Annotated in this window: 8 protein-coding genes and 1 tRNA gene; 3 read left to right on the top strand and 6 right to left on the bottom strand. The window is 48.5% G+C overall.

Annotated elements, in window-relative coordinates; translation table 11 throughout:
- Positions 1-16: 16 nt before the first annotated feature.
- Positions 17-2,170: an ornithine decarboxylase gene (locus tag H0248_RS04400; RefSeq protein WP_180784913.1), complete on the bottom strand. Its 2,154-nt coding sequence runs from the start codon at positions 2,168-2,170 to the stop codon at positions 17-19.
- 231 nt (positions 2,171-2,401) lie between these two features.
- The gene (locus tag H0248_RS22035) at positions 2,402-2,533 is read right to left on the bottom strand and encodes a hypothetical protein (protein ID WP_257981536.1); all 132 of its coding nucleotides are present in this window, start codon (positions 2,531-2,533) and stop codon (positions 2,402-2,404) included.
- 440 nt (positions 2,534-2,973) lie between these two features.
- Here H0248_RS22035 and H0248_RS04395 point away from each other — a divergent pair.
- Positions 2,974-3,049 (top strand) — tRNA-Phe (locus H0248_RS04395).
- 186 nt (positions 3,050-3,235) lie between these two features.
- Here the strand turns inward: H0248_RS04395 and H0248_RS04390 are convergent.
- Entirely contained in the window at positions 3,236-4,258 is a 1,023-nt protein-coding gene (locus H0248_RS04390) for a tyrosine-type recombinase/integrase (RefSeq protein WP_180784912.1), read from the bottom strand.
- 86 nt (positions 4,259-4,344) lie between these two features.
- On the bottom strand, positions 4,345-5,937 hold the full coding sequence (locus tag H0248_RS04385; protein ID WP_044206409.1) for a conjugal transfer nickase/helicase domain-containing protein: 1,593 nt from the start codon (positions 5,935-5,937) through the stop codon (positions 4,345-4,347).
- A gap of 641 nt (positions 5,938-6,578) precedes the next feature.
- Here H0248_RS04385 and H0248_RS04380 point away from each other — a divergent pair.
- Complete coding sequence (locus H0248_RS04380; RefSeq protein ID WP_235814442.1) at positions 6,579-9,191, top strand: AAA family ATPase; 2,613 nt, start codon at positions 6,579-6,581, stop codon at positions 9,189-9,191.
- A 393-nt stretch (positions 9,192-9,584) separates the two neighbouring features.
- On the opposite strand, the gene H0248_RS04375 is transcribed toward H0248_RS04380, so the two are convergent.
- Positions 9,585-11,048, bottom strand: coding sequence for a UvrD-helicase domain-containing protein (locus H0248_RS04375; RefSeq protein ID WP_044206415.1), 1,464 nt, complete (start codon positions 11,046-11,048; stop codon positions 9,585-9,587).
- A gap of 180 nt (positions 11,049-11,228) precedes the next feature.
- Between H0248_RS04375 and H0248_RS04370 the strand changes: the two genes are divergently transcribed.
- Entirely contained in the window at positions 11,229-11,624 is a 396-nt protein-coding gene (locus tag H0248_RS04370; protein WP_044206418.1) for a hypothetical protein, read from the top strand.
- Positions 11,625-11,658: 34 nt separating this feature from the next.
- Here the strand turns inward: H0248_RS04370 and H0248_RS04365 are convergent, their stop codons facing one another.
- A complete protein-coding gene (locus H0248_RS04365) occupies positions 11,659-12,315 on the bottom strand; it encodes a hypothetical protein (protein ID WP_044206474.1) in 657 nt (218 codons plus the stop codon).
- Positions 12,316-12,653 lie beyond the last annotated feature (338 nt).

Raw genomic sequence — 12,653 nt, 5'->3', positions numbered from 1 at the left:
TTACCGCTATCCGTAATTACTCTTCTACTACGTAACCGTACAGGCGCTTGCTGCCATCTTCTTCTGCGATGCTGTAAACGCCCTGCAATTCTGGGGAAAAGCCCGGCAGCAGGTTAATGCCCGCTTCCAGCGCCAGAAAATAGCGCTGTACCGCCCCGCCCCAGGTTTCCCCCGGCACGACACACAGTACACCTGGCGGATACGGCAATGCCCCTTCCGCCGCGATGCGTCCTTCTGCTTCGTCGATAGGAATCAGCTCGATATTCCCGCGCACAAATTCCCTGTTGGCATCCTGCGGCAACATCACCACGGACGGAAACTCGGTTTTGCGGAACATCGCTTTTTGCAGATCTTTCACGTTGTGCTGAGCGTAAAAATCATGCATTTCCTGACACAGCCGACGCAGCCGGTAACCGCGATAACGCTCTTTGTATTTTTGATACAGGCTAGGCAGCACTTCGCTCAGCGGTGCATCGCGAGCGATCAGCGTTTCGAAATGCACCAGCGCATTCACCAGCTCCTGCATTTTTGCAGCGTCTTCCGCTGGCGTTAGCAGGAACAGGATCGAGTTCATGTCGCATTTTTCAGGGATGATGCCGTGCTCGCGCAGGTAGTTGGCCAGAATCGTCGCCGGAATACCAAATTCGGTATAATCGCCGCTGATCGCATCAATACCCGGCGTCGTCAGCAGTAACTTGCAAGGATCGATAAAATACTGATCCTCAGCGTATCCTTCGAACGCATGCCATTTCTCGCCCGGCTCAAAGTTGAAAAAGCGCACGTCCTGCGCGATGGTCTCCGTGTCGTGATCCTGCCAAAGCGCGCCGCCCACCGTCACAGGCACGAACGGTTTGATGAGCGAACAACGCGTCAGCAACTGCTTACGCGCCTCAATGCCCAGCTTCACGCAATCCATCCACATCCGACGCCCGCTTGCCCCTTCATGCATTTTGGCATTGACGTCTAGCGCGGCGAACAGCGGGTAAAACGGACTGGTCGACGCATGCAGCATAAAAGCGTTATTCAGCTGTTTATGGTTGCAGAAACGACGCTGGCCTTTGATGTGGGTATCTTTCTTGTGGATCTGCGAGGTCTGGGAGAAGCCAGCCTGCTGCTTATGCACCGACTGCGTCACGAAAATCCCCGGATCGTTCTCATTCAGATCCAGCAACAGCGGCGAACACTGCTCCATCATCGGGATAAACTGCTCATAACCGACCCAGGCGGAGTCAAACAGAATGTAGTCGCACAGGTGCCCGATGCTATCGACCACCTGACGCGCGTTATAAATCGTGCCGTCATAGGTGCCAAGTTGGATCACAGCCAGACGGAACGGGCGCGGCTCGTTGGCGCGTTCCGGCGCAACTTCCGCGATCAGCTTGCGCAGATAGGCTTCATCAAAACAGTGCGCATCCACGCCGCCGATAAAGCCGAACGGGTTGCGCACGGTTTCCAGATAAACTGGCGTCGCGCCCGCCTGAATCAGCGCACCGTGATGGTTAGATTTATGGTTGTTGCGATCAAACAGTACCAGATCGCCGCGCGCCAGCAGCGCGTTCGTCACCACTTTGTTCGCCGAGGAGGTACCGTTCAACACGAAATAGGTTTTATCGGCGTTAAACACGCGCGCAGCGTGCTTCTGAGCCTTCTTCGCCGCCCCTTCGTGGATCAGCAAATCGCCCAGTTTGACGTCCGCGTTACAGATGTCCGAACGAAACACGTTCTCACCGTAAAACTCAAAAAACTGACGCCCCGCCGGATGCTTGCGGAAGAACTGGCCGCCTTGATGCCCCGGACAGGCAAACGTCGTGTTTTTCATGTTGACGTATTTGGTCAGCGTATCGAAAAACGGTGGCAACAGCGTATCCTGATAGGCTTTCGCCGCGCGCTCCAGCACGTTGGCGTGCTCGCCGTCGTCATCAAGAAGCAGCCATTCGCTACCCGCTGGCAGAACATCTAACTCTTTATCTTCATCAGGCTCTTCGACAAACGCCGGAATGCTAAAACCGGTGTGCTGCAATATCGACAGAATGCCGCTACGGGCTTCCTCAATAGAAACCACGACCGCCGCCACATCCGTGAAGTCAGTCTGACTCAACGCGACAATCTCGCGCGTTGTGATTAAACGGGTGGCAACCGCTGCATTCGCCGCAATTTTTAACTGTTTCATGTAACCAAACCCAAACGGTTAAAGGTAAGTGTACGTGCCTGGAAGACACCGTTCAGGGATAACAATCCCGACCAATCACAATGCCAATCAATAACGACAAGCGTATGATCCCTACAGGTAAACTGTAGGCTAAGAATGGAAAAACTGGAGCCAGCACCATCCGATAGACATCAGTAAAAGCAGAGCCGTACTCTATTTTTACTCATGCCTAACAGCGAGCGAACGAACGCCTCACCGCATGGTGAAGGAGGATAATCGACAGGAAGAAAAGTAAACCGCGCAGCGGTGGGAAGAAGAAACGCGCAGTGACGTCATCAGCGAGCTGGCGCGAGCGTTTTGCACCATGAGCAATGAATCTGACATATCGGCGATCCTCTTTAGCTATACGCTAACTACGCTTAAAGGGGCGTTCAGGTGAACGAGACGTTAAAAAACCGCGCAATAGTGGCATTATTCTTCATCAAATTCAACAATCCAGCCCGCACTCAACGCGGTAAAAAGTGCAACGAAACATGCCGAGCGTATACGGGAAGACGCATTACTAGGCTATACCCTAAATAATTCGAGTTTCAGGCAGGCGGCAAGGGAAGGAGTCCCGATGAGCTTACTCAGGTAAGTGATTCGGGTGACTGAGCGAAGCCAACGCACATGCAACTTGAAGTATGACGGGTATAAGCGTGCTGAAAGGATCGCCAGAAACTGGCTAGCAAATAATACAATTGCCTGAAAATAGCGCAGGCGCTCCGCTTTGTGACAGAAACCCATTGACGCCACGTGGCCAATACGGTTTAATGCGCCCCGTTGCCCGGATAGCTCAGTCGGTAGAGCAGAGGATTGAAAATCCTCGTGTCCTTGGTTCGATTCCGAGTCCGGGCACCACTTGCATCAAAGCACGCTGGTTAAGAATGAGAAGCTTAACGGGCGGTTAATACAGGGTTCGGTCATAAAATCGTTCCTGTGCAGAGATAATCGAAAGGCTGCACTGTGAATAAGAACTGAAATCCTCAAGATAGGGAATCTGTTAGCGCAGATTCCCTTTTCTCGTCAGCGTATGGTTACAGCGAATTACACTACTGTCAAGTCATGTAAAACGGGTTGCGCATAAATATCCGTATGTAACGCCAGCTCTTTTTCCAGCGTCCGTCCCACGATTTCCATGTTCAGTTCGACATATTCCATTGTTGTGCTCACATTTCGATGTCCCAGTAGATCCTTGACCAGCAGCAGATTACGCTCAGGTGCTTTCATCAACTCCGTCGCTAACGTGTGTCGGAAACGATGTGCTGACACCAGAAATCCACAATCCCGGGATAATCTGTTGAAAAAAGATCGGATGGTTTGCTGTGCTCTCTTTTCATCGTACTGATATTCATCTTTATGCCGGCGAGATTTCATAAAGCGGGTGACATCAAACAAAATATCGGAGGGTTCAGCCCCAGCCAGTTTTGCTCGCGCCAGTAGTGATGCCAGCCTCGCACGCAGTTGACGAACGGCAGGAACACGCCATTCGCGATGCGTTTTGCTCCCCTCCAGACGCAGCTCAATGTATCCCTCATCCAGATTAATATCCTGCAGCCGAATATGTAGCAATTGATTCTGCCTCATCCCTGTGTAGCGGAGCGTATCGAGCACGGTGAGCCAGTACCAGGCTGGATAAAGTGCGCATCGCTGCCCCCAGGTAGCATGAGGCTCTTCCGCTTCTATCCGCTGCATGAGTAGATAAATAGCGGTGAGTTGTTCACGCGTTAACGTCTTCTTCTTCTTTTTCTCTTTTTGAACAACCGTATCGTTAAAGGGATTCTTGTCCTGCTCTATTAATTTTCGCTCTATCGCAAAATTAAATATTGCCCGCATATGTGCCACTTTGTTATTCCATGTATGCGTCGATAAGTTGCGCTCTTTTAATAGATTCCTGCGCCATTTCAACACATCCCGGTGTGTTATTTGGGTAGGAAAAACTGACTCACCAATAAATCGACTAAAAGCATTCACTACCTTCCGATAACTAATCTCTGTTGCCTCACGTAAATTATGTGAGAAAAAATATTCATCAACGATTTCGTCCCAGGTCATTGACTTATCTGACATATACATTCCTTTCTAATAAAGAGCACAAAATGCACCTTTGCTGTGTGCAGACTAAACATTAGCCCGCTAATGAGATTGCCCATACGTCACGGCAGAATCAATAATGTGCTCTCGTCAGGAATACGATTCCCCCGGTAAAGTGATGACGCTTTAACCAGATAACCGTTAATGTTTTGATACGACCCGGTCCCGGACGGGGTACTGTATATTCTTGCCTGCAGGAAGCGCTTGCCATCAGCAACACGGTGGACACCCAGGCGCTCAAACGATGACTGTAATGCATTACGCTTCCCCTTATTTCCGCACTCCTTCTGAAACTGATAAAATATCTCAGGCACACACAAGAAGACGAACCCGGCAACAATGTGAGCACGTGCGCCTTCTTCATTTATTCTTATTTTCCCGTCAATTAGACCTGCTGATAACCACTCCAGGAATATCGCGCCTTTATTATTATCTTCTCGAGTTTTTTCGTTATTTTCTGACGGAGAAATAGCGGATGTTTCAGTCCCAGTCAGCGGAGCAATTTCATTCTCCTTTTGGCTGTTTATTTCACCCGTGACAGGGATATCTATAGCGGGAGCCTCTTCAACGCCCGGCTCTGGTGACTCCCCTATGCCGGAAAAAAGACTCAGAAGCGCCTGAGTATCATTCTGAGTCGGCTCCGGAGCCTGATCTGTCACTGGTTGTTTTTCAGCAACTGAGGCTGAACCCTCTGGTACCGCTGAATCCAGCACCGAAACCAGCTCAGGCTGAAGTAATGGCTCATCTTTTTGCAGTGTGGCTTCAGAGGCGGGAAGCGAAGGTGACACATGACCGTTCACAGCAACGGCTGAACTACTATCAGGCAGCGCTGATGTCAGAGCTGAAGCGACTAAAGGCTCCGGTGGCAAAATCGCTGTCTCAGCGCTCGCCAGCGGTGCCGGTGGCAGCATACCGGTTAGCGGCGGCGCACCACATTTTTCTGCGGCCGACTGTAACAGTTCATCAATCAGTGTGATCGTTGCGGGCCTCCCCTGCATACGCTGAGCCAGGCAATCGAACGCATCAGGAATGCCCGATAACCAGGGAAGTGCAGATAATGGCAGTAACTGACCGGCCAGCAGCGATACTCTCCCCTGCGCATAGGATGGAGGCAATTTATCGATACAATGTCGAAAGCGAAATGGCCTCCCCGGAATAGTAAATCCCGGCATCCAGCATTCCCCACCATCCAGCTCCCCTTCCCACTCACAAAGCAAGGGCAAGTGATAAAATAAAGCCGACCAGAAGACCACCGCATTCCAAAGTAACCCCTGCGCGGCTTGTTCCTCCGGCGGGATACCCGGTGGCAAGGTTCTCCCCTTGGCCAACCTGACGGCGTACGTAGCGAACTGCACGGTCAAATCACCAAACGCGCCGGCATACGCCCAGATCCCCTCTTTCGACGCCGGCAGGTTCTGAACTCGACTGAGTAATGAAAACAGAGGGGCCAGATAGCACTGTCGATAGAATGCCGTCGGCAATGCATGGTTATCGTTGAGCTGCTGGAGAAAATTTTGCCGCTTTGGAGACGTAATCAACGCATCAGCGGGAAGAGGGAGATGATATCCGGGCGGGCAAGCAGATTCAGGCGAAATAGCTTCACTTCGGGGAACATTATCCGTTCCAACAATAAAATTTTTTATTCGGTTGAACATGATTGCCTCCTGCCAGTAAGCGCCACAGTCTTGAGCGGCTCACAGACCAGAGGCAAGAAAAAACTCTTTTTGCATTTTAAAAATTATTTGGATTAATCGTTGATCGATATAACAGTGTCTTGTTGCAAGATAGTCAGCGAAAAACGGGCATGAACCAACAGGAGCAAAATATAAAAACCCTGGGAGTATCTTTCGAATATTTAATGCCTTAAAAAATTTTAGAACCCATCTTCATAAGCCCACTCGTAACTGAGGTAAAAAGTGAGGGCAAGTTAATTACCTATGACGAAAGAATCTTATCGATTAAATCGGGCTTTAATGTATTCCTCGACCAGGGCCATAATCGTTCCTAGGCTTCCACTGAAGGGAAATGATTTACACCTTTCAGCACCTTTTATCCTGTCCGCGTGTTGTGATACATGTTTTAAAATACTCTACACGCACGCTCTCCCGTGTTTATTCTCAGAGATCCATCAAGACTCATTTTTATGATCTATTGAAGCCTGAACGCTTTGCTGGGACGACGGTTCCGATACTGACAATTTTTTGAGTTGAGTAAACATTGCTCATTTTAAGAGGTTGATGCACTATCAGATTAATCTTAACGCTGCTTAACGCAGCGTCAATGTGCAGGGAGACGCATGCCGTTACGCTTCCCTGATTATCCGGAATGGAGGAGGGTAGTAGCAATGGACGTTAAGCCAGATATCATAGCGTGGCTGTTAAAGCAACAGGACTGGTTTCAGGAGCTCGCGGAACGACTCATTCAGCAGGGCGGCCTGACAGCCGATGATCTTCAGCAGGTTGTCGCCTTACTCAAAACGCCCCAGGGACAGAAAAAAACGGTACACCGGACATTCCCAGGTCTGGCGTCTGCAGATCAGGGGGCTGGAACACTCAGGATAAGCCGGATCGAAGCAGTAAAGGGGATTGAGAACCTCGCTCCCCGTTTACCGCTCGACTTCGGTACAGGGAACCTGACAGTCATATACGGCCATAACGGCTCCGGTAAATCCAGCTACACTCGCGTACTCAAACGCATATCTGGGAAGCCCAGAGCTGCTCAGCTTAAGTCTAATGTCTTTCATCCATTACCACCCGAGCGAAGCTGCCACATTAAATGGGTGGCAAATGGAATTGCCGATGAAGCGGACTGGTCACCTGACAGCGCTGCAATCGATGTCCTCAAGGGAATCGACATCTTTGATACGGATGAAGCTCAGCACTACCTCACCCAGGAGAGCGCCGCAACGTATATACCCGGAGTGGTGGGGCTTTTTGAACAGCTTGCTCAGTACCTGAAGCAGGTGCGCGATAAACTCAGTAGTGAGCAGTCCCAGCTTGTCAGCAAACTTCCCGGACTGCCCGCTGTTTATCAGCATTGTCGTAGTGCCGCCATTTATCGTGCACTGAGTACAGCAACTGTGGAAAATATCGCGGCGATGACGAGCTGGTCTGAGGCGGATGAACAGGTACTAAGTGCCTTGAATGAGCGTCTGAGCGTTCAGGATCCTGCCGAGAGTGCGCGAAACAAGCTTGCAGTTAAAACATCCGTAATTCAGATCATCTCTAAACTTGAGCAGACTGCACAGGCATTCAGCCAAGCAGCTATTGACGGAATCCGGGCATTACGCGTTGATGCCATCAGCAAGCGCGCTGTTGCGCTTGACAGCGAACGGGTTAAAAATGGCTTATTGGAGGGCATAGGCTCGCCTGTATGGCGAGCTATGTGGGAAGCCGCACGCGAGTACTCCCAGCAACCATATCCGGATAAGGCATTTCCGGTAACAGACGAAGCACGCTGTATCTTATGCCATCAAGAATTGTCAGCAGAAGCTCGGCAGCGTCTGAACGAACTCGAAGCTTTCGTGCAATCCCGTCTTGAGGTCGATGCAGCCTCAGCTGAGCGTCTTTATGCTCAGGCTCTCAGCGGGCTCAACATTCCCCCCACTGCAGTTGAAATTGCAACTCTCTGTGCCGGAGCTGCAATTCAGGAAGAATGGAATCAATACCTCACCGGAATCTGGAATGCCGCCTCCATCAGCTACCGGGCACTCACTGAGCATGAAGCCTCTCAGAATGCAGTTCCCTTGGCTGATTTGACCGATGCTATCACGAAATTATGTGTGTACCGCGACAGGCTTCAGGGAGAAGCAGAGCAGTTTCAGAAAGACGCGGCAGGATTTGATCGTGCCAAAGCTTTGCAGGATAAAAACGAAGCTGAAGCTCGCAGGTGGTTATCCAGTCAGGCCGCGGCTATCAAGGCTGAAATTGAGCGGTTAAGAAAAATTAGTGAATTTGATGCATGGATATCACTTGCCGGTTCCCGAGCCTTGTCGACTAAATCTGCTGAAATTACCCAGAAAGTCGTCACCGAGGCCTATGCCGCTAGATTCAACAGCGAGCTGAATGTTCTTGGTGCCCCTAGCTTGCAGGTCGAGCTTGTGAAAATAAGAACGGAAAATGCGAAGGTTCTGCATCAGCTCCAGCTAAAAGGGGCGCAACGGGATAAACTGCACAATGTCCTGAGTGAGGGAGAACGCCGGGTGATCTCACTAGCCGCATTTTTAGCAGATGTCAGCGACAGGCCTGGCTCTGCCCCATTCATTTTTGATGACCCTATTTCATCGCTGGATCACGAATTTGAGTGGCACGTTGCTAAACGCCTCGTTGAACTCGCTAAATCGCGTCAGGTGATTATATTAACTCACAGGCTTTCCCTGTACGGCGTAATTGAAGATTTGGCAAAAAAGGAGGGGGAACCGTGGAAAAAACTGCACCATAAATCGATATGCATTGAATCATTTGATGGTGCTGCTGGCCATCCTGCCGATCAGGAAGTCTGGAATGCAAACACTAAAACAGCTAATAACATACTGCTGACCAGGCTGGACACAGCCTACGAGGCTGGAAAAGAGCATGGCGCTATGGCGTACCGCGGGTTGTCTCAGGGTGTTTGCAGTGATTTTCGTAAACTCATTGAACGTTCTGTCGAAGAGGACTTGTTTAACGGGGTCGTTATACGTCATCGAAGAGGAATTCAGACTGAAGGAAGGCTTCCATTTGTTCAGGATATATCGACAGAAGACTGTAAATTGATTGAGGGCCTCATGACTAAATACAGTTGTTATGAGCACAGCCAGTCGACAGAGATGCCTGCTTTTATACCGGAGTATAATGAACTTAAGGACGATATAAGCAAGTTGAAAGACTGGCGTGAAAAGCTTAAAACAAGACGCACCTCGAATAAATAACCCCCTCACCGAACCCAGTCACTTTACTCACTAAATAAAAGGCTGCTGGGTTCGGTAAAGAGGAACACCCTCTCGCTGGATGTGAATCGCCACGGATAATATGAATGGAGTGTGCGGTAAGGCACTTCGGGCAGATGATAGTTATTGAACTTGCCGCGCCACCAATCAGCCATGCCAAGCGGACAGTCTGTGCGGTAGCGGTAGTGCTAGATCAGCGCGGCGACACTGCATGTCGGAAATACCGAAACGTTCTAACTAGTTCAACTTCGATTGACACAGAGCACAATGTTGGCAACTTCCGCTTTTGGCACTGAGCTGACTGCCAGACCTAGTTGACCCACAAGTAACATGCGTGCCAAATTAAGTTCGAGTCAGTAAAAATTATTCAGCATTTCATTGTTCTTTAGGAAAAAAAGTGTTGTCGATAAATGGCATATTGTCAGGCTCTTCCTTCTCACAGAGCAGCTTCAGCAGTTCATTTCGCACCAAAAGTTTCCGGGCCCGGGTTGTCGCCACATACAGCAAATTAGTTTCATCCGTCCTGGCGGCTTCAGATAACAACGGGTCGGTAATATCTGAGAAGTCGTCGTTTAGAATCACCGTATCCCATTCGAGCCCTTTACTACGGTGCGCAGTCGATACCACAACATCAGCATCTTTTTCATTCGTCGTCGCCTGACGGCGTAAGACCTGTAATTTTTGCGGGAGCGGGAAATATTTATCAAGTAAACCGATCGCCTGATTCATTTCGACGTCGCTGGTTGCCTTGGCGATCGATTTATACTCTTCAAAATCCCGGTATTCACGGCTAAGACGTGGTGTACGCATCCGTTCTGGCATATCGACTGAAAACCAGTACAAATCTTCCAGTTCTTCCGTTTTATAGCCTTCAATACCCCCTACCCAATACACGAGCTTCTCTTTCATGCTCTCGTAAAGCGCCGCACCGATAACACCGGCAACCGTACGGCTGAGCACCGTATAACGCGAAACGTCCGCAGGCAGCCGATCAACCACATCGTCATTACCGCCATTACCAATCACTGGGTGTGTTTCCTCCTGACGCGCCAGCAATACATTCGCCATTTCGGCAACCGCCGGGCCAAATCGAAAACTCTGCGTCAGCCACAAACGGTCGGCACCTTCAAGTGCTGGCGCATTCAGCGCGTTATCGGCTCCACGGAAACGGTAAATTTGCTGATGGCGATCGCCAACCAGGACGACATTACAGCTCTGAGTGAGTACCAGCGAACTGATGACAGGATTGGCATCCTGAGCTTCATCAAACAGGATCGTGTCCCAACGTTTTGACAAATCGGGCGCTGACAACTGGAACAATTTCAGATAGGTATCATGCGTGACAGGAAACGTCGAATCGATGCGACTCATCTCATTCCACAGAAACTGAGCCGCCCCCAATATCTTGCTAGCATCCAATCCTTCGCGATCGTTCTCATCCGGAAGATGCTCATAACTGAGTACTGGGGAAGCGCTACACAGGAAATGGTTCAGCGCAGTCAACGCCATTCTGACCAGCGGCCAGTGGCGGGTATTTAGCTTCCGGCCAATGTCGGTAATGCGCAAATTGGGTGTTAATCTCGGCTTTAGATGCTTACCAAATTTCATCCAGGCCAGTTGATGAGAGGTCTTACATTCGACGTTGAAGGGAAATTTACGTTCAGCTTCATCACGGACGGCTCTGTTATAGGCGAGATAAAGCATTCTACGGTCAGGATTGGCTTGAGCGTAGCGAACCAGCGTTGTCGTTTTACCCGTTCCAGCAAACGCGTTAACGACCAGATGTCGCCCTTTCCAGTTGATAACAGCGAATTGCTCTGGCGTATCCGAGTAAGCCATGCCTGTACCCTATGGTGAAAAATCATGCTGGTACAGTGCGTGAAAGTATATAGTCCCGCCATTAAAAACCAATTCTTCACGTTGGAAATTTTTAGATTCGGGAAAAGGGTTTTCGCATGTTTTTTATCACCATGCGCGATATAAAAATTACTCTATTTATAAAAAATAAGGTAAAAAAAGATGACAGAAGAAATAGCCAACATATTGGCTAATGCAAAAATCCCTTCATCAACCACATTCATTCCATATCGCTATAGTGATGATGATAAAACGACGTTAGATATCATCACTGATGCGGAAAAAACCACTATTATATCTACACAGGCGATAAAACTCTTTCAGTTAATAAGTACTATTCCTAATGCACTACACCTTGATGGTTATAGTAACGATGCAACGTTGAATGGAACGGCATTACTTAGCATTAGCATGAACGAATCATCCAAAATAATCGAACTCACATCAACAAAAGATAACGACTTAACCCGGAAAGAAATTAGCATTTTGAAAAAAACAATAGAAAACGCGGTAAAGAATCAGGCTGACCACATCACTGCATTTATCCTCTTAAAGTAAAAAAAAGCCGTGAAATCACGGCCATTCATAAAATTCACTTAATCTTCAGCATCAAGTCAATAAACGATTTTGAGACTTTTCTCGGGTCATCCGTCCACATCAGCGTATAGTTATTTTCTTTAAGTTGATTAATAAACGTCTGTATATCCTTAGCACTCCCATTTGTATGTAAATATAGCTTTCGCAAAGTTTTTTCCCGCGGACGTTGATCCTCTGGCAGTTTTTTCACACCTACCAAAATCGTTTTTTTAGCATCATCAACAATATCACTGATCTTGTTATGTACTTGTGGCCAAACAGTCCTTAGTGTTTCAATTTTCTTTTGCTCAGCCAATTGCTGCGGAATACTTTTATTTAATTCATCTAAAAGATGCGAAAAACTGAAATCTCCCTTTCCGGGAGTTAATTGAAGCTCATCCGTCATAACTCGCTCTTGTTCAGCATTAAAATACACGGTGAAGTCACCCTGTCGCCGACTACCGTAGAGTTTTAGCGTTAACAACGTATTCATGTTTCTCAAAAAGACGAAAAGATGCTCTCCAGATGATTTTTTATCTTCCTGAGAGAAGAACACCATAAAAACAAAATGTCCACGACCAATCGCAAGCTCAAAAGCGATTGTAGGTTCATGCCTTACCCATGCCGATGAATAGATCGCATGCAATTGATTAAAGTTAAATTTCACGCTCATATTTAGTATCCCTTTACCAGACCCATCCTGTGCTGCCAACATTCATTTTAAATGAAATCGCCTTCGACAACCTCTGAGTAAGCTCTAATTGATGTAGTTACCACAAACTTGTAACGAACAATACAAAGAATTTATGTTAATTCTTACTCGGGATACTTTTGAAAATGATTCTTTCCAGACTCCATAGTGGAACGCTGGCATGATGGAATAAAGCACGAGCCGAACATTTAGCTTCGTTGAACTCAGTGATGCTAACTCCCTCTTTATCTTTCAGCCGAAACCCCCGATGCCAATCATAACTACTTGTAGATTTACTGTTTGCCGATGGTAATTTGGAG

Source organism: Pectobacterium brasiliense (assembly GCF_013449685.1).
In the GTDB taxonomy this organism is placed as follows: domain Bacteria; phylum Pseudomonadota; class Gammaproteobacteria; order Enterobacterales; family Enterobacteriaceae; genus Pectobacterium; species Pectobacterium brasiliense_A.
Note: the sequence above shows the minus strand (reverse complement) of the source record. Positions and strands in the feature narration are given on the sequence as shown.

What these genes read in the sequence shown, in the direction of transcription:
- H0248_RS04400 (WP_180784913.1), bottom strand. Translation starts at nt 2,170, where the DNA reads ATGAAACAGTTAAAAATTGCGGCGAATGCAGCGGTTGCCACCCGTTTA.
- H0248_RS22035 (WP_257981536.1), bottom strand. Translation starts at nt 2,533, where the DNA reads ATGTCAGATTCATTGCTCATGGTGCAAAACGCTCGCGCCAGCTCGCTG.
- H0248_RS04390 (WP_180784912.1), bottom strand. Translation starts at nt 4,258, where the DNA reads ATGTCAGATAAGTCAATGACCTGGGACGAAATCGTTGATGAATATTTT.
- H0248_RS04385 (WP_044206409.1), bottom strand. Translation starts at nt 5,937, where the DNA reads ATGTTCAACCGAATAAAAAATTTTATTGTTGGAACGGATAATGTTCCC.
- H0248_RS04380 (WP_235814442.1), top strand. Translation starts at nt 6,579, where the DNA reads ATGCCGTTACGCTTCCCTGATTATCCGGAATGGAGGAGGGTAGTAGCA.
- H0248_RS04375 (WP_044206415.1), bottom strand. Translation starts at nt 11,048, where the DNA reads ATGGCTTACTCGGATACGCCAGAGCAATTCGCTGTTATCAACTGGAAA.
- H0248_RS04370 (WP_044206418.1), top strand. Translation starts at nt 11,229, where the DNA reads ATGACAGAAGAAATAGCCAACATATTGGCTAATGCAAAAATCCCTTCA.
- H0248_RS04365 (WP_044206474.1), bottom strand. Translation starts at nt 12,315, where the DNA reads ATGAGCGTGAAATTTAACTTTAATCAATTGCATGCGATCTATTCATCG.